15 protein-coding genes and 1 pseudogene are annotated in these 19,263 nt (G+C 43.9%); all 16 read right to left on the reverse strand.

Annotated features, from left to right (window positions below; genetic code table 11):
- Positions 1–69 precede the first annotated feature (69 nt).
- Positions 70–789, reverse strand: a pseudogene (locus tag ACFSUO_RS05015) (M16 family metallopeptidase); the annotation flags it as partial.
- Between the two features lie 11 nt (positions 790–800).
- Entirely contained in the window at positions 801–1,772 is a 972-nt protein-coding gene (locus ACFSUO_RS05020) for a polysaccharide deacetylase family protein (protein WP_382391710.1), read from the reverse strand.
- Between the two features lie 100 nt (positions 1,773–1,872).
- Positions 1,873–3,993, reverse strand: coding sequence for a polyribonucleotide nucleotidyltransferase (gene pnp, locus ACFSUO_RS05025; RefSeq protein ID WP_382391712.1), 2,121 nt, complete (start codon positions 3,991–3,993; stop codon positions 1,873–1,875).
- A gap of 255 nt (positions 3,994–4,248) precedes the next feature.
- Positions 4,249–4,518: a 30S ribosomal protein S15 gene (rpsO, locus tag ACFSUO_RS05030; protein ID WP_382391714.1), complete on the reverse strand. Its 270-nt coding sequence runs from the start codon at positions 4,516–4,518 to the stop codon at positions 4,249–4,251.
- Between the two features lie 139 nt (positions 4,519–4,657).
- A complete protein-coding gene (locus ACFSUO_RS05035; RefSeq protein ID WP_382391716.1) occupies positions 4,658–5,596 on the reverse strand; it encodes a bifunctional riboflavin kinase/FAD synthetase in 939 nt (312 codons plus the stop codon).
- A gap of 17 nt (positions 5,597–5,613) precedes the next feature.
- Positions 5,614–6,507 (reverse strand): tRNA pseudouridine(55) synthase TruB, encoded by an 894-nt coding sequence (gene truB / locus ACFSUO_RS05040; protein WP_382391718.1) that lies wholly within the window; start codon positions 6,505–6,507, stop codon positions 5,614–5,616.
- Between the two features lie 220 nt (positions 6,508–6,727).
- Complete coding sequence (rbfA, locus tag ACFSUO_RS05045; protein ID WP_382391720.1) at positions 6,728–7,069, reverse strand: 30S ribosome-binding factor RbfA; 342 nt, start codon at positions 7,067–7,069, stop codon at positions 6,728–6,730.
- Positions 7,070–7,103: 34 nt separating this feature from the next.
- Positions 7,104–7,382, reverse strand: coding sequence for a DUF503 domain-containing protein (locus tag ACFSUO_RS05050; RefSeq protein ID WP_382391722.1), 279 nt, complete (start codon positions 7,380–7,382; stop codon positions 7,104–7,106).
- Complete coding sequence (gene infB, locus ACFSUO_RS05055) at positions 7,379–9,679, reverse strand: translation initiation factor IF-2 (protein ID WP_382392242.1); 2,301 nt, start codon at positions 9,677–9,679, stop codon at positions 7,379–7,381. The genes ACFSUO_RS05050 and infB overlap by 4 nt, the downstream gene beginning before the upstream one ends.
- Positions 9,680–9,709: 30 nt before the next feature.
- Positions 9,710–10,009 (reverse strand): L7Ae/L30e/S12e/Gadd45 family ribosomal protein, encoded by a 300-nt coding sequence (locus ACFSUO_RS05060; protein ID WP_382391724.1) that lies wholly within the window; start codon positions 10,007–10,009, stop codon positions 9,710–9,712.
- On the reverse strand, positions 9,999–10,280 hold the full coding sequence (gene rnpM, locus ACFSUO_RS05065; RefSeq protein WP_382391726.1) for an RNase P modulator RnpM: 282 nt from the start codon (positions 10,278–10,280) through the stop codon (positions 9,999–10,001). The genes ACFSUO_RS05060 and rnpM overlap by 11 nt, the downstream gene beginning before the upstream one ends.
- Before the next feature lie 12 nt (positions 10,281–10,292).
- On the reverse strand, positions 10,293–11,411 hold the full coding sequence (gene nusA, locus ACFSUO_RS05070; protein WP_382391728.1) for a transcription termination factor NusA: 1,119 nt from the start codon (positions 11,409–11,411) through the stop codon (positions 10,293–10,295).
- 14 nt (positions 11,412–11,425) lie between these two features.
- Positions 11,426–11,896 carry a ribosome maturation factor RimP gene (gene rimP / locus ACFSUO_RS05075; RefSeq protein WP_382391730.1) on the reverse strand — a complete coding sequence of 157 codons (471 nt, stop codon included), beginning with the start codon at positions 11,894–11,896 and terminating at the stop codon, positions 11,426–11,428.
- Between the two features lie 318 nt (positions 11,897–12,214).
- On the reverse strand, positions 12,215–13,078 hold the full coding sequence (locus ACFSUO_RS05080; protein ID WP_382391732.1) for an STAS domain-containing protein: 864 nt from the start codon (positions 13,076–13,078) through the stop codon (positions 12,215–12,217).
- Positions 13,079–13,600: 522 nt separating this feature from the next.
- Positions 13,601–17,896 carry a PolC-type DNA polymerase III gene (locus ACFSUO_RS05085; protein ID WP_382391734.1) on the reverse strand — a complete coding sequence of 1,432 codons (4,296 nt, stop codon included), beginning with the start codon at positions 17,894–17,896 and terminating at the stop codon, positions 13,601–13,603.
- Between the two features lie 264 nt (positions 17,897–18,160).
- Positions 18,161–19,263 (reverse strand): RIP metalloprotease RseP (rseP, locus tag ACFSUO_RS05090; RefSeq protein ID WP_382391736.1); only part of this gene is annotated, 1,103 nt, incomplete at its 5' end.

Below are 19,263 nucleotides of genomic sequence, written 5' to 3' on the forward strand. Positions count from 1 at the left end.
ATTCAGTAATTTCAGACCTTAAAATCAATTGTTTGACTTAGCTATTATTTTTTAATGCAACGCTACTGAACCAAGACATAGATGGGCCTGTTCGGTATCTTTGGCTTTTTCAATGGCATTGCCTAAAAATCCCGGACGCATCACTTGTTCTTGGCTGGTGTTCTCCTGAAATCTGCTGAAATAGTCTTCAGCTGTATGAATAAATGAATCATCGACATTACCGGCAATAGAAATAACGACATTATCCGGTGTGTACCGTTCGTTAATATACTGTTTTAAACTTTCCGGCGTAAATGACTCCAGCTGTTTTTCCGTTCCAAGAATCGGATACCCCAGTGGATGCTGACCGAAAGCAGCACGCGCAAGTATATCATGCACGATGTCATCTGGTGTGTCCTCGTACATCTTAATTTCTTCCAGGACTACTTTCTTTTCCCGTTCCATTTCTTCTTCGTCAAAGGACGAATTGAAAAACATGTCTGCCAGAATCTCCATCGCATATTCTTTGTGCGTATCAATTACCTTGGCATAAAAACAGGTATACTCTTTCGACGTGAACGCATTCACCTGTCCGCCAATTGCATCAAAAGCTTCCGCAATGTCCTGCGGCGATCTTGTCTTGGTTCCCTTAAAAAACATATGTTCCAAAAAGTGCGAAATGCCATTTATTTCTTCTGTCTCATTCCTGGAGCCTGTCCGTACCCATATACCAATGGTTACCGACCGGACGGCTGGTATTTTTTCCATAACAATCCGAAGTCCGTTATCACTTGTATGCTTTTCTACCAAATTCCTTCCTCCTATTTGAGGGTATGTTGTCGTTCTTCACTTAGTAGTTGGTCAATTGTACCGATTTTATATCCCTTTTCCTTAATGCCTGTTATCAGAGAATCCAACCCTTCCGCAATTGGAGATGTGGGATGCATTAAAACAGTTGCACCAGGGTGAATATTGGTCATTACCCGGTTTATCATAACAGATTCAGACGGATTCTTCCAATCGATTGTATCGACCGTCCATAAAATGGTTTCCATATCTTTCTTCGCGGCTGTAGTAACTGTCTGATCAGAATAGCTGCCGCTCGGCGGTGCAAACCATTTCGGTACATCCCCGGTTATAGCCTTCAAAATCTCGTTTGTACGCGTTAATTGTTCATTTGTTTGCCGGCTGGACAGACGCGCCATATCCGGGTGGTTATACGCATGATTGCCGATGACGTGTCCCTGTTCATTAATCATTTTGACATAATCAGAATTTTCCTTTGCCCATTTTCCCTCCACAAAAAAGGTTGCCTTTACATTGTTTTCCTTTAACGTGTTCAGTATGGGCGGAATATATTCCTTTCCCCATGATACATTTATCATAAGTGCAACCATATTCTTGTCAGGATGGCCGCGGTAAATTGGTGCAGCAGGCAGTTCATCCATGCTTACCTCCGGAGGGATCTGTTCATATGCTAAGAGTGTTTCGTCAAAGACACCCTCTTTTTTCATTTGTTCATAAGATTGATCAAGATCCACTTTCAAACCGTTGAGACCCGGAGTCTTTTTCCACACTTTATCGATGACAGCATTCTCCGGCTCTTTTTCATAGTCGGAACGCTTTTGTTTTATTTCTGCATACAGCGGATCCTCCTGTTTACTGACCTCACTGACGGTATGTGAAAATGTGACGGCTTCATTTGCCTTGAATGGATTATAGGTATTCCCAAATGAAGCAATCACTAGCAGCGTAAATAGACACACATGTACAAGCCCCCGGTAACGGAACATCCATATCCCCCCTCACTAATCCGTATGAGCGGGAAGGACAAGATATGTATTGGAAAACGTGATAAAAAAAGAAACTGGTTCTCCAGCTTCTTGTTTGTGCTTATGAATTTGATTTCTCACTCTTTTCCCGCTCTTCTTTTAGTATGGCTTTACGGGATAGGTTGACCCGACCCTGGTTGTCAATTTCCTTGACCTTCACCATAATCTGATCACCGACGGAAACCACATCTTCTACTTTGTTGGTCCGTTCCTCGGCCAGCTCCGAAATGTGAACCAGTCCATCTTTGCCTTTAAAGAGTTCGACAAAGGCGCCGAATTTCTCGATCCGTTTTACCGTGCCAAGATAAACTTGTCCTACTTCGACCTCGCGTACAAGATCCTCAATGATCTGTTTTGCTTTTTGATTCATTTCAGCATCTGGAGAAGAAATGAATACACTTCCATCCTGCTCGATGTCAATTTTCACACCGGTTTCATCAATAATCTTATTGATCTGTTTTCCGCTCGGTCCAATGACATCCCGGATTTTATCAGGATTGATGGCCATCGTCATGATTTTTGGCGCATGTTCAGACAGGTGTTCTCTTGGTCCACTGAGTGTAGCCAGCATCGAGTCAAGAATTTGCATTCGCCCTTTTTTAGCCTGTTCCAATGCTTCCTGTAAAATCTCCTTAGACAGCCCTTCAATTTTGATATCCATTTGCAGCGCAGTCACACCCTGTTCGGTTCCTGCCACTTTGAAATCCATATCTCCAAGCGCATCTTCCATGCCTTGTATATCCGTCAGTATGGTGTAGTCATCACCTGATTTAACAAGTCCCATAGCTATACCGGCAACCGGTGCTTTTATCGGTATCCCCGCATCCATCATGGCCAGGGAACTTGCACAAATACTTGCCTGTGATGTGGAACCATTTGACTCCAACACTTCGGAAACAAGACGAATCGTATATGGAAAATCTTTTTCAGTTGGAACAACTTTCTCTAGTGCCCGCTCACCCAAAGCACCATGGCCAATTTCACGGCGGCCTGGCCCTCTAATCGGTCCTGTTTCTCCGACACTGTATTGCGGGAAGTTATAATGATGCATGAACCGTTTCGACTCTTCCAAGTCCAAACCATCAAGAATTTGCACATCACCCAGTGCGCCCAGCGTGCAGACACTTAATGCCTGTGTTTGACCGCGAGTGAACAACCCTGAACCATGTGTCCGCGGCAATACGTTAACTCGTGATGATAATGGTCGGATTTCATCGGGTTTCCGCCCATCCGGACGTGTTTTTTCTTTTGTTATCAGGCGCCGCACTTCCGCTTTGACCATATTTTCCAGTACAGAAGCAACCTGCTTCAGGACATCCTCTTCTTCCCCTTCTTCTTCAAATGAAGCCTTGACATCATCCTTGACTGCATCAATTGCTTCATCACGGGCATGTTTTCCTTCAGTCTGAATGGCCTCGACCAGCCTGTCCTTTGCCTTTGCTTCTACTCGAGCAGTCAAGTCATTAGCTGCAGTATTAGCCTGGAAATCCTTTTTCGCTACACCGACTTCTGCAATGACTTTCTCCTGAAATTCGATCAAGCGGATGATTTCCTGATGACCGAACATAATAGCTTCCAGCATAACATCTTCAGGAATTTCGTCAGCACCGGCTTCCACCATATTGATGGCATCCTTCGTCCCGGCAACGGTCAGATCAATATCACTTTTTTCTTCTTGTTCGACAGTGGGATTGATGACGAATTCACCGTCAATTCGTCCGACATGAACCCCTGCTATCGGTTCCGAAAACGGAATGTCGGAAATAGAAAGCGCAATCGATGAACCAATCATGGCGGCTATTTCAGATGAACAATCCTGATCAACGCTCATAACTGTGCTGATAACTTGCACTTCATTTCTGTATCCATCCGGGAAAAGCGGCCGAATCGGGCGGTCAATCAGCCGTGAGGTCAATGTTGCTTTTTCACTTGGACGGCCTTCCCGTTTGATGAAACCACCAGGAATTTTCCCTACTGCATATAGTCGCTCTTCATAATTTACAGTTAATGGGAAAAACGGTAAATCTTTTGGTTCATTGGATGCCGTTGCTACCGATAATACGGATGTATCACCATAGCGAATCATAGCTGCTCCATTTGCTTGTTTTGCCAGTTCTCCAGTTTCAACGGCAAATGTTCTGCCGCCAATCTCTGTAGAGAACGTTTTCTTTGCTTCTTCCATCAGTTATAGAACTCCCTTCAAAAACTTTCTGGAGGCTGCTCAAAAAGGGTCCGGTAAAAATGAAAGCCTACCAATCCTTTTTGAACACCCACTTCTACCCTCATTTTATAGTTAATGGGCGTAAATGTAAATTTTATGTATCGAAGAAACTCATTATCTGTCAGAAAAAAATGGTTCCATAAATGACAAAGGAGAAACCAAAGCTGATTAAAAGAGAAAAAAGCAGGATTTCTCCTGCTTTTTCGCTTTCGTTTCTTATCGGCGAAGGCCGAGCTTTTTAATCAAATCACGATAGCGCGTTACGTCTTTTTTACGCAGGTAATTAAGCAAGTTACGGCGCTTACCTACCATTTGCAAAAGACCGCGGCGTGAATGGTGGTCTTTTTTATGAAAGCGCAAATGTTCGTTAAGTGTTGTAATTTCCTCTGTCATAACAGCAATCTGCACTTCCGGAGAACCAGTATCATTCTCATGAACTTTGAATTCATTTATGATTTCATTCTTACGTTCTTTTGTGACAGCCATCAGGGTCACCTCCATTAAATTAAATATATCCCCATTCTCCTAGCAAGCGCCGGAGTTACGAATTGCCAAGAGATGGTTTACGTTACTAAGGGTACACCTTTTTAATATGAAATGCAAGAGACAGATCGAATTTTTGCACCTAATGGCGGAAGAAATCCCGTATACGTCGTTCATCATCTTCTATTTGCTTTACTAGTTCAGCAGCACTATCGAACTTCTCTTCATCCCGGATGAAACTGTGCCATTCAAGAATCAGTTCTTCGCCATACAAATCATTACTGTAATCAAAAATATTTACTTCAATGATCGGTTCCTTCCTGTCCTCTGTAAATGTTGGATTATACCCCAGACTGGCCATTCCCTCATACACTTCGTTTTTGTACAGGACGTTGACAGCATAAACGCCCACTTTCGGAAGCAGAGCATCGTTACTGACATCCATATTCGCCGTTGGATAACCAATTGTTCTGCCGCGCTTGTCTCCCTCTTTTACAATGCCGCGGACGGACAGCGGTCTACCCAAGAGCGAATTCGCTTTACTAACCCAGCCATTCTGCAACAGTTCTCTGATTCTAGTCGAGCTTATCTTTTCACCATCCATTTTTACTTCACCAACGGAGGCAAATGTGAACATCCCCCTTGCATGTTCTTGTATTGTGTGCACATTCCCGCGTCCTTTGTGCCCATATGAAAAATCAAAACCTGAAACAAGATGCTTTATATTCAAATCAATGATGAAATGGTCGATAAAGTCTTGTGGTTCCAGTGCGGATAATGTTTTATCAAACGTAATAACATACAGACGATCAACGCCCAGCCGTTTTAAAATCTCCTGTTTTTCCCGTAATGGGGTTATATACTTCACATGCTGCACATCTTTCCGCAAAACAACGGACGGATGCGGATGAAAGGTGATCACCGCACTTTGCATTTGCCTTGCCTTGGCTTCATCTACCGCAGTCTGAATCACCTTTTGATGACCTTTATGAACACCATCAAAAAAGCCGATGGCAGCAACCGTTTCCGGCAGCTCATCCAATACTACTGAATGGGGGTACGTCAGCATAATCGTTTGCAATTTGATTCACCTACTTTTCAATCGTTGAAAACCCTTACTGGTTTCATGATTCCGCTGTCCTCCGGATGTGTCTGATAGATAGCCAGCACCTCTTCACCCAACATCATTAGAAACGGATTGGCATCCGGCGTGTCAGCGGGTTTTGACAGTTTTTGCCCATGAAGTATCCGCTTTTTGGCAGCTGTATCTACATACAATCGCTCCATGTGTCCAAGTCCATGGGCGATTGGGAGCAGGATCCGGCCAAGTGTATCGTTTTCCGCAGCCTGTTCCACTTGCTGAAATGTTACCGTATCTTCTTTTCTGATTCCACCTGATCCTGTCCGATACAATTCACCCATGTGTGCCGGATATCCCAACTTTGCACCGATGTCTACACATAGTGTCCTTATGTATGTACCCTTGGAACAAACTGCCCGCACCTCGAAAGAATGATGACGAATGCTTCCTTCCACCAGCTCAAGATCAAAAATGGTCACATAGCGCTCAGGACGTTCAACCTGTTCATTTTCCCTGGCATATTCATATAATTTCTTGCCATCTACTTTAACAGCCGAGTACATAGGGGGAATCTGTGTGATGTTACCCCGGAACAATTGTAACACGTTTTCAATTTTCTGTTGAGAAGGAGGAATCGCCACGTTTTTCATTTCAGTAACTTTCCCATGGCTGTCCTCGGTTTCTGTAGCAGTACCGAGCTTGATTTCTGCCGTATATGTCTTTTTGGTATCGGTCAGAAAAGGGACAATTTTAGTTGCCTGGCCTATGCAAATAGGCAGTACACCTTCCACCTCCGGATCAAGCGTCCCTGTATGTCCAACTTTTTTTATATGCAGCAGCTTGCGGATTTTCATAACACAATCGTGTGATGTCATGCCTCTTGGTTTCCATAAAGGTAAAATGCCTTTCATGCCGCTACCTCCAGTCCATAAGTTTTTTCCGCGTCTTAGAAAACTTGGCTTATCGCCAAGCTTTCATGGCGAAAGCCTTAGTTGCAATTATGCAGTAAGAAAGTATTTATACTTTCTTATCTGCCAAGAAAAGCAGGCCTGTTTCCCAAATGAACATACACGGAAAAATCTGACCCGTCAGCTTAGTGCCGACGGGTCAGATTGTATCCCGTGCTGCTGTTTAATTATTCAAGTCACGCAGAATTTTTTCGATACGATTACCGTACTCAAAAGCTTCATCAAATTCAAACGTGATTTCCGGTGTTTTTCTCAGTCGTATGCGTTTGCCGATTTCCGAGCGAATAAATCCTTTCGCTTTCGCAAGACCAGTGAGTGTTTCGTGCTTTTCTTCCTCACTACCAAGCACGGAGATGAATATCTTCGCCTGCTGCAGATCACCGGTCACTTCCACATCGGTAACTGTCACGAATCCAACCCGGGGATCCTTAATTTTCTGGCTTAACAGCTCACCCAATTCCTTTTTCATTTGTTCTGCTACACGATTTGAACGAATATCACCCATTTTGATCACCTCAATTCCTATGACGATCTGCCTGCTATAAATGCTCAACATCTGTAATGGTACGTTCCAGTTCAGGAACTCCATCCACAATCCTTAGTGCTTCCTGGATTACTTGTTCGCCATGTACCCCATCGATAGAAATTGTCACGATCCCAAGTTTTGTCCGCTGCCACAAATCATGGTAATCCAGCTCCGTGACGGCAACATTCAAGTCATTCCGCAATTTGGCAGTTATGCGTTTGATGACGGAACGTTTTTGCTTTAGGGACTGGCCTTCATACAGCATGCATTCCATTTCGGCATAAACAATCATGTACGCTTAATTTCCTCCATTACGAATGCTTCCAATATATCTCCCTCTTTAATATCATTGAAACTTTTTATGGTTATACCACATTCGTAGTTTTGTGCAACTTCTTTCACATCGTCTTTATAACGTTTTAAGGTGTCAATTTCACCTTCAAACTGGACAACCCCTTCACGTATAAGACGCACGCCTGAATCACGTGTTATCTTTCCTTCTGTCACGTAGCAGCCTGCAATTGTGCCAATACGTGAAACTTTGAACGTTTCCCTGACTTCAGCCTGCCCGATCACCTTTTCTTCATATTCCGGATCGAGCATACCTTTCATTGCTGCCTCAATTTCCTCTATTACTTTATAAATAATACGATGCGGACGGACATCTACTTTTTCTGTTTCAGCAGCTTTTTTAGCATTGACATCCGGACGCACGTTGAATCCGATGACAATGGCATTGGATGCAGAAGCAAGAATGATATCCGATTCTTTAATCGCGCCAACACCAGTATGAATGATTTTGATTTTAACACCTTCCACATCAATCTTTTCAAGGGAAGATGCGAGTGCCTCAGCAGATCCTTGCACATCGGCCTTAATGACAATGTTAATCTCTTTCATTTCACCTTGTTTAATTTGTTCAAACAAGTCATCCACACTGACTTTCGTTGTTTCGGATCGGGTTTCTTGAATGTGTTTTTGCTGACGTGCCTCACCGACCTGGCGAGACTTTTTCTCATCCGAGAATACAAGGAACTGATCACCAGCTTGCGGTACATCATTTAAGCCTGTAATTTCCACGGGAGTGGATGGTTCAGCCGACTGCACACGTTTCCCCTCGTCATTGACCATTGTCCGGACACGGCCAAATGTACTGCCGACAACAACGGAATCACTGACATGCAGTGTGCCATTCTGTACCAGCAAGGTAGCAACAGGTCCTCTTCCTTTATCAAGCTCGGCCTCAATAACTGTTCCAAATGCGTTTGCCTTAGGATTAGCTTTCAACTCTTCCATTTCGGAAACAAGCTGAAGCATCTCCAGAAGGCTGTCTATTCCCTCATGTTTGAAGGCAGCCATGTTGACAAAAATGGTATTGCCGCCCCAGTCTTCCGGAATCAATTCGTATTCCGTCAGTTCCTGCATGACGCGGTCCGGATTTGCCCCTTCTTTGTCCATCTTGTTAACAGCAACAATGATCGGAACTTCGGCGGCTTTCGCATGATTAATTGCTTCAACCGTCTGTGGCATCACACCGTCATCTGCCGCGACAACGAGGACAGCAATATCAGTTACCTGAGCACCACGGGAGCGCATGCTCGTAAAAGCAGCGTGACCTGGCGTATCAAGAAAGGTCAGTTTCCTTCCATCGTTTTCCACCTGATAGGCACCGATATGCTGTGTAATTCCGCCAGCTTCTCCTTCTGTTACCTTCGTATGGCGGATAGCATCAAGAAGTGTTGTTTTACCATGGTCAACATGACCCATAATCGTCACAACTGCAGGACGTTCAACTAATTCCGCCTTATCATCCTGATCACGGTATTTATCAAAATCAGTGTCTTCCAGAATAATTTCTTTTTCCACTTCAACACCAAATTCATCACAAATCAATTCGACAGCATCATCATCAAGATCTTGGTTCTTGGTAGCCATGACACCGAGGAACATAAGTTTTTTGATAATTTCCGAAGCCTCTTTATTCAGCTTGGCTGCCAATTCCTCAACGGTCAGTGTTTCACTGTAGGTGATTTTCTCCGGTGTTTTTTTGACAGGTTTTGGCGCTGTGTTGGTATTGTTGTTTCTGTTGTTACGTTTATGCTGCTGATTCTTGTTCTGCCGTCCCTTTTTCTTTTGCTGATCCTGGCGCTTTTGATTGCCGCCCTGTTTCTGCTGTCCCTGCGGCGCTTGCTTATTGTTCGGCCTTGTTTGTTTCTGCTGTCCTTGCGTCACTTGTTTCTTATTAGCATTTGAATTTGCTTGCTTCTGCTGTTCTTGTGACGCTTTCTTTTTATTCGGGTTTTCCTGATTTTGGTTATTTGATTTTTTATTTGTTTGTTGTTTGTTCATACGCTGTCCGCTTTCATTTTTATTTTTATTGTGGTTCGAACTGCTGATTTGCTGATTATTGTTCCCGGGTTTACTTTTAGTTCCGTTCCCGTTTGATGCGAATTTTTTATCCAGTTCCACGATTGTGTCAATGGAAATAGTTGACATATGGTTTTTGACATCCACATCTAAATTTTTTAATTGCTGGATTACTTCTTTACTGGTTGTGTTATTCTGCCTTGCATATTCATATATGCGCATTTTGCTCATACATCCACCCCCAAAAATTTTTCACCCTAGCAGCGATTGGATTTTGGCTGCGAAACCTTCATCCAGTATTGCTGCTGCCACTCGTTGGGATTTCCCGATTGCATTTGACAGTGTTTCTCTGTCATCCACAAAAGCAAATGGCACCTCATAGGTATGGCATTTATTCATGAGTTTTTTTTGTGTGCGGGGTCCAATATCACTTGCCAGCAGAACGAGTTTTGCTCTTTTCTGCCGGATATCTTTTACGATTGTATCTTCCCCGATGGAACACTTCCCCGCCCGGTAGGCGAGTCCGACTATATTCAGATAATTATTTTTCATTTATTTTACCTTCCGCGGCTTGTTTCAGTTCGGCATAAACAACCGGATCGATTTCGGCATTCAGCTGCCTGCTGAGAAAATCTCCCTTTTCGGCTTTGGCAATGACTTCCGGATCGGCCGAAACATAGGCACCGCGCCCATTTTTCTTGCCGGTGAGGTCGACAAATACCTCACCTTCCTTATTACGGACTACCCGTATCAGTTCTTTTTTTGGTTTCATTTCATTTGACACAATACATTTGCGCAGTGGTGTTTTCTTTTTTTTAACCATTGGACTTCCCCCTTATTCAAACAAGTCTTCCTCGTTGTCAGAATAAGCATCATCATCACTAAGTTCATCGGAATCATCATCTGTTAAAAGCCCTTCTTCGCGTGCTTCCGATTCGCTTTTGATATCAATTTTCCATCCGGTCAATTTGGCCGCCAGGCGGGCATTCTGACCTCGTTTGCCGATGGCCAGTGACAATTGATAATCCGGTACAATTACCGTTGTTGCCTTGTCTTCCTCATCCACAAGAACGTCTACCACTTTGGACGGGCTTAGGGCATTGGAAACATAAACAACAGGATCTTCTGACCATTCAACAACGTCAATTTTTTCACCTTTCAGTTCATCGACGACGACTTGTATCCGCTGCCCACGCTGTCCGACACAAGACCCAACTGCATCAATCTCCGGATCATCGGCATGAACTGAAATCTTGGAACGGTCACCTGCTTCACGGGCTACTGATTGTATTTCCACAGTACCATCATATATTTCCGGCACTTCCATTTCAAATAAGCGTTTCAACAACCCCGGATGGGAACGCGATATATAAATCTGTGGCCCTTTACTTGTGTTCTCCACTTTTGTGACAAATACCTTTAGTCGGTCATGCACGTAGTATTCTTCAGTCGGCATTTGCTCCGATTCAGCAAGTTTCGCTTCAATTTTTCCGAGATTAACATAGACGAAACGCGGATCTTTACGCGATATGATGCCTGTCATCACGTCTTCCTCACGGTCAGCATACTCACTGAAAATCACACCGCGCTCTGCCTCTCGGACGCGCTGCGTAACAACTTGTTTGGCTGCCTGGGCCGCAATTCGTCCAAAGTTTTTTGGAGTCACTTCCACTTCAATAACATCATCAGCCTCATAATTCGGATCAATCTCTCTTGCTTCATCCAGGGATATTTCTTCAAGATTGTTTTCGACCTCATCCACCACAGTTTTGCGTGAAAATACCTTTAATGAAGCTGACTCCTCATCAATATCAACACGTACGTTTGAAGCAGATTTAAAGTTCTTTTTATAGGCGGAAATAAGGGCTGCTTCCAGTGCCTCCATCAATATATCTTTATCTATCCCTTTTTCCTCTTCCAAATAATCAATGGCATCAAACAATTGACTGTTCACTTTCGTTTCCCCCTTTACAATGTGACCGCTAATCTTGCTTTTGCAATCTTGTCGTATGGTACTTCTGCAATCTTTGTCCGGGTTTTGACTTTATATTCAATGGCGGCTGTTTCACCATCAAATGTCTTTAGTGTTCCCTCATATTCCTTTTGACCGTCTATGGGTTCATAGAGTTTGACATACACATTAGATCCTAGATTTTTTTGGAAATCGTCTTTTGTTTTCAACGGGCGCTCGACACCTGGTGATGATACTTCCAAAAAATAAGCCCCTTTAACAGGATCAGCCTGATCAAGCTTTTCACCCAGCTGCTCGGAGACGATTCCGCATTCATTGATATCAACACCGCCGTCTTTGTCAATATAAACACGCAGGAACCAGTCCTTGCCTTCTTTCACATATTCAATATCAACCAGTTCCAGTCCCTTTTCCTCCAAAATGGGTGCTGCCAATTCTTCGGTAGTTTTGATTACATGGGAACTCAACAAAAATCCTCCTTTATTCAATTGTAATTATTTCCTAGTATGGACCATCATACACTTTTCATTGCACATAGACTGCTGCTTCCTGCATCCAGAATCCCTTTATCCCTAAAGTGTTCCGAAAAACATGGAATGAGATGCTATGATAATATAAACCCCCTGCCGGAAGATGTGGCAAGGGGGACAGTGTGGAAGTCAGCAGTATGAATAAAGAGTGGGGGGCTCCCACTCTTTAACTGCACCGTATCATTACGTACCTTTAAAACTATAGCATATGTACAATAATGATGCAAGAATTTGGTTGTTACGTCTCTTTGCGGTTTATTCAAGAACACCCGCTGATGCATTTTTATTATTTTCTGCATTCAAATAGCCATCCAGTGCTTGTTGCAATGTTCCTTTCGTTTCCACATTCTGACCAAATTTTACATCTAAATCTACCATATTCTGCACGATTTCCGGTCGTAAACCAGTAATCACAGGTTTACAGCCCATCATTGAAACTCCGTCCAGTAATCTCATAAAAAGTTGAATTGCTTCCATTTCCATATCTGCAATTCCGGACAGATCCATTATTAATGTCTGTACACGCCGCCCACCGATTTCAAGCAACACTTTCTCTTCAATAATGTTTGCCCTATTTCTGTCCATGGATCCGATTAACGGCAATATGCTTATCATTGATGTGATTGGGATAATTGGTACCGATAGATTTTCCACCAGTTTTCGCTGGTCTTCAAGCTGTTTATCTTTAAAGGAGGAATAACTGATAAAAAATCCATTTAGAAACTTATCAATCAAATCATTTACTTTATTTTCCATCTGGTAGAATTCATCACGGCTGTTTATTTTTTCATTTATCTTGTCGTGTTCATAAAGAAAATCCCATAGTGTTCGGCGTATTGCCTGAATCCACTCAATTTTCAGTGCGAGAGTAAGTGAGTATTTTGCCCAGGCAATACCTTCCTGCTCTGCAAACTCCTCTACTTCCTGCTCTTTTTCATCGACAACAAACAGAACTAGTTTATGCGCATTACGCAGCAGATTAATATTCCCGATCAGCTGAATTTCCTCAATCTTACCGCGAACATTTTTCGCCTCACAAAGCAATTTGTCTTCAAAAACCTGCTTGTTGCAGGTAAGAAACTCTCGGATTGATTGATTATGTCCGTTCGTGAATTCCAAATTACCACTTCCCTCTGTGATTTCTGGTATTGAGAAAACAGGCTAATTTTAAAACAAGGCCCTTTTCCATACATCACTGTTTTCCAGTACAGTTGATGTAAACTGCGACACAAGTGCTACGTTGATTTCCACTCCGGGCAGTCGCTTTCCGCGGGCACGGCTTCAGCCTCCTCGCGGAAAACCGCCGCTGCGGGGTCTTCAGACACGTGCTGTTCCCGCAGGAGTCGACTGCCCTCCGTTCCAATCAACCAACACAATAGAGATTTAATCAAGCAACAAATAAATGTATGAACGCACAACACTAGCGGAGGAAATACACGGAGACTCCTGTGGGAGCAGAGGCCTAGATGAGACCCCGCAGTGCAAAGCACGAGGAGGCTCATCAGTCGCCCACGGAAAGCGAAGTGTATTTCCGTAGCGGTGGTCTAACACTCATACAAAGTTGTGTCGCATTTTATAGAAACTGCCCAGTAAGATTTCATTATCATCCCTGGAAATAACAATGATTGTTTAGAAAACAGCCTAGAACAATGACAGCTGGTTTTTTTCGGCCATTCCATCGAGGCAGCCATGGTTGTCCAGGTATTCCAGTACTGTTTTTGAAATCTTACTGCGCTGGCGGAGATCCTCTTTGGAAAGGAACTCGCCGTCTTGCCGAGCATTGACAATATTGATGGCCGCGTTTGTTCCAAGTCCATCCACAGCATCAAACGGTGGAATTAGTGAGTGACCATCAACAATAAACTCGGACGCTTTCGATTGATACAAATCTACCTTTTGAAATGAATAACCGCGTTCACACATCTCCAGCGCTACTTCCAATACTGTCAAAAGACTTTTTTCTTTTGGCGACGCATCGTTCCCTTGTGCCATAATACCTTCAATCCGCTGTCTAATCACATCTGAACCTTTGATCATCGTATCCAGCTCAAAATCGCCGGCACGGACAGAAAAGTAAGCAGCATAAAAGTAAATCGGGTAGTGCACTTTGAAATAGGCAATCCGAACTGCCATTAAAACATAAGCGGCAGCGTGCGCTTTCGGGAACATATATTTAATCTTTTTGCATGATTCAATATACCAGTCCGGCACCCCATGCTTTTTCATTTCTTCTATCCATTCATCTTTAAGCCCTCTGCCTTTACGAACATATTCCATGATCGTAAAAGCCATGGATGCTTCCAGTCCCTTATGCAGAAGATATACCATGATATCGTCACGGCAACCGATAACATCAGGCAGTTCACAAATACCATCATTAATTAGCTGTTCGGCATTTCCAAGCCATACATCCGTACCGTGCGACAACCCGGATATAATGACAAGTTCAGCAAATGTATTTGGCTTTGTATCCTCCAGCATCTGACGGACAAATCTTGTACCAAACTCCGGAACACCAAGGGTACCTGTCTGGCAATTAATCTGTTCGGGTGTCACACCAAGTGTTTCCGTCCCTGAGAAGATTTTCATCACTTCTTCGTCATCGGTTGGAACTGTTTTTGGATCAATTCCACTCAAATCTTGCAGCATGCGTATAACTGTCGGATCATCGTGCCCGAGAATATCCAGTTTGAGCAAATTGTTATCGATGGAATGGAAGTCGAAATGTGTTGTTTTCCATTCACTATTCCGGTCATCCGCAGGGTATTGGATTGGTGTAAAATCATAAATCTCCTTATCTTCCGGGACAACAATGATTCCGCCTGGATGCTGGCCTGTTGTCCGTTTAACACCGGTACACCCCTGAACAAGCCTGTCAATTTCTGCGTTTTTGTACACGAGCTGTTTATCGGAAGCGTACCCTTTCACATAGCCATACGCTGTTTTCTCTGCGATTGTCCCGATAGTCCCTGCACGGTAAACATTCTCTTCACCGAATAACACTTTCGTATAATTATGCGCTCTTGGCTGGTATTCTCCCGAGAAGTTCAAATCGATATCTGGCACTTTGTCCCCTTTAAACCCTAAAAAGGTTTCAAATGGAATATCTTGTCCATCTTTTGTCAAAGGGATTTCGCAGTTTGGACAGTTTTTGTCCGGAAGATCGAAACCGCTGCCGACCGATCCATCTGTGATAAATTCATGATAATGACACCCGGTACATACATAATGGGGCTGCAAGGGGTTCACTTCTGTTATCTCAGACATCGTTGCTACCAATGAGGAGCCGACCGATCCGCGCGACCCCACCAGATACCCATCATCCAATGATTTCTTCACCAGCTTATGCGAAATAAGATAAATAACAGAGAATCCGTGACCGATGATACTGGACAGTTCTTTTTCCAGCCGGTCGGTTACGATATTCGGAACAGGATCACCATAAATGGATTTGGCCCGATTATAGCAGAGATCCCGCATTTCCTGGTCCGCCCCTTCAATTGTCGGTGTGAAAAGACCATCTTTTACCGGGGACAGATCCCCAATGCTGTCCGCCAATGCGTTCGAGTTGTCAACCACTATCTCTTGCGCTTTATCTTCGCCAAGAAAGCGGAAGCATTCCAACATCTCATCCGTTGTCCGGAAAGGTGTATCAGGCAAGGTTTGTCGATTTAGCGGATTCCCGGACTGGGATGCGATTAAGATTTGCCGGTATATTTTGTCATGTCCCTCCAAATAATGTGCGTTACCGGTTGCGACCACCATTTTATCCATCCGTTTACCCAAATCTGTCAGTTTTGATATAATATCAAGAATTTGTGCTTCATTCTGGACCAGTTCCTTTTCAACCAAGTGTGCGTAATTGGATGGCGGCTGCACTTCAATATAATCATAGAATGCGGCAGCTTTCTCTGCTTCATCTGCGGATTTCTGCATCATGGTTTCAAACACTTCACCCTGGTCACAGGCTGATCCGACAAGAATCCCTTTACGGTGCTTCTGAAGCAGGGAACGGGGGATTCTTGGTACACGGTAAAAATAGTCCACGTGTGCTGCTGAAACCAGTTTATAGAGATTTTTCATTCCTTCGTCTGTCTGTGCCAGCAGAATGCAATGGGACGGGCGAGAGCGTTTGTACGCGTCCCCTTCACCCATGTGATTGTTCAATTGCATATGATTGGTGATGTCCTTTTTCAAAAGTCCCTGCACCAGTTTCCACAATAAATACCCGGTTGCCTCAGCGTCATAAATGGCACGGTGATGCTGCGTGAGCTCAATGTCCAAGTGCTTACACATCGTATTCAGCCGGTGGTTCTTCAATTCCGGATATAAAAAACGTGACAACTCCAGCGTATCAATAACAGGGTTGGCTGTTTTTGCATAACCGATCCGCCGAAAGCCCTGGTTCAGAAAACCGATGTCAAAACTTGCATTGTGTGCAACCAGAATACAGTCATCCATCCATTCATAAAAATCCTTTAGCACCTCGTTCACTTCTGGAGCATCCTTGACCATATCATCCGTAATGCCGGTAAGATCAGTTGTTGTCTGTGATAATGGATGATGCGGATTAGCAAATGATTCGAAACGGTCAATAATTTCGCCTTGATGTATCTTTACTCCGGCTAGCTCGATAATGGTGTCATAAACAGCTGACAGCCCTGTCGTTTCCACGTCAAATACAACATAAGTTCCATTGTCCAGCTGTTCGTCACTTTCATTATAGGCAATGGGAACACCGTCATCGACAAGATTAGCTTCAACGCCATAAATGACTTTAACGCCATGTTTTTGCCCTGCATCATGCGCTTCCGGAAATCCTTGCACGCCGGCATGGTCCGTAATTGCCACGGCTTTGTGGCCCCAGGATGCTGCCTGTTTAATAAAGGCGGATGGTGACATAACCGCATCCATTTGGCTCATTGTCGTGTGCGCATGAAATTCTACACGTTTTTCCCCATCGGGAGCAGAGTCTTGTCGTGCTTCCACTTTTACTTCATGGATATCATTCGCCATCATGGCCAACTCATTTGTGTACATGTCTGTCTGAATGCTTCCCCGTGCCTTAATCCACATTCCTTCCGTCAGCAATGTGAATTTTCCGGCGTCCTCATCGCCCTTGGAGAACATTTTGATTTGAAGGGAATCGGTATAATCGGTGATCTTGGCAATCAGTAGGCTTCTCCCAGAACGAAGCTCGCGGATTTCCGCAGAAAACACATAGCCCTGTACAGTAACACGGCGCTCTTCGTCTTGTATGTCTTCCATTTGCATCGGTTCATCCTGAATGTTATACCCGAGCATGAGCGGTTTATTCTGTTCACCAGTTTGTTTATCTTTATCCCGCTTTTCCTTTTCCTGTACGGTTTTCATGACAAGCTCCTGGTCTTCCTTCGCCTTTTGCTCCCGGAATTTAGCCAACTCTTCTGCTTCTGCTTCTTTTACTTCAATCGCAATGGAGAAAACTGGGGCACCAACCTTTTTGCAATAATCCTGAAAAGGCTTTTCCAGCCGTCTCTTCAGTGCATTTCCCTCTGCCTCATTCCTGGCAGTCAAGGATATTTTTTGATTCGTTACACGTGGCGTCTGATCAAAAACAAGGTCTTTATAGGCCGGTGATAGATCTGACACGGATTGCAGGAAGTTTTGCCAATACCCACAAATTGTCTCAGCATCTGTATGATTATCCTCTGTGTATATCGTTAAGTCAACATATGCTAATGGAGTGAACGTTTCCTTCAATTTGGAAAAAAGGATCGAATAAACCTCTGCTGGCAGCAGCTTTCTCACTTGTATATGAAAGTGCCATGTTTTTGTCTGTTTAAGGACTTCCAATTTCAACAGCCGGCTTTCATGAAAATGATCATTGGCATATGTTTCCGGCATGCTGATCTGCTGCAGCAGCAAACCCATTTTTTCACTTGTTGAAATATCCATCATGTTTTCCCCCTGATTCTGTTCAAAAAAAGCGACCCTAATTTGTGGAACCCTTGCCACGTGTGCTGGACAAGGGTTCACAACGAATGCATGGTTCCTGTTATTGCGTGTTCAAAAAGGAGGATAAAAAGGACCGAGAATTTCGAGGCGACGTAGTTTCGAGCAACGGAATGTATGCATAGAGATACATGAGTAGCGGAGAAACAAGTCAACGAAGAAATTCGAAGTGTCATTTTTACCGGACTTTTTGAACAACCTTTTTTATTAGAAAAGCCGCTGGATATCATTCCATGTCACAACAATCATCAATAGCATCAATAGCGCAAGGCCAATAAAATGAACAATTCCTTCTTTCTGCGGGTCTACAGGTTTACCCCGGACGGCCTCAATACCAACGAACAGCAAACGGCCTCCATCAAGTGCAGGTATCGGCACCAAATTGATGATGCCCAAATTAACGCTCAAAATGGCCGTCCACATCAGAAATGATATAAACCCGGCCTGCACCACCTGGTCTGTTGCGTCATAAATTCCTACAGGACCGGAGAGCATCTCAATCGAATACTGCCCGGTTACGAGCATTCCTAAGTTGGTCAGAATCATCTTTGTCGTGTCATACGTCTTCTCAAAACCGAATTGGATGGTTCCGGCATACGATTGTTCAAATGCCCGCTGAACGCCTACTTGTCCAATGGTAATGCCCTGCCCCTCGAGTTTATCTGGTGTGACGGTCAAGGTTTCTGTGCTTCCATTACGCTTTACCGTCATATCCAGTTCTTTCCCAGGGCTATCTTTGACGATCTTGTCGAACTCATCCCATCCAGCAATGGCATTGCCTTCAATTCTTACAATTTTATCGCCCTTCTGAAAGCCCGCTTCTTCAGCTGGACTTCCCGACACGATGCCGTCAACCAATGCTTTGTCTGACGGGACCCCCTGGATGAGGCCCACAATGAAGAAAATAACAATTGCCAATAAAAAGTTCATCATTGGCCCGGCAAATAACTGCATCGCTCTTTTGCCGGCACTTTTGGAAGCAAATTGACGGTCGTAAGGAGCAATCTGTGTTTCTTCCTCATCCATGACAAAGAAAGCCTTGCGATCAACCGAAAACCGTAACTTTTCACCCTCTTCATCCGGTTCATACCCTTCAATGATTAGCTGGTGGTCCAGATCAGCATGTTCTACCTCAATGACTCTCGCATCCGGATGTTTGGATTTGTGGTTAACAATTATTTTTTGCACATTATCTTCCGGGTTGAATTCAAGGCCAATATGCTGGCCTGGCTTCAGCTCAATTATTTCCGGGTCATCACCGGCAACCCGTACATATCCCCCAATCGGAAGCAGGCGAATCGTATACACGG

The sequence above is a fragment of the Lentibacillus juripiscarius genome, assembly GCF_042685205.1.
GTDB lineage: Bacteria > Bacillota > Bacilli > Bacillales > Amphibacillaceae > Lentibacillus > Lentibacillus juripiscarius.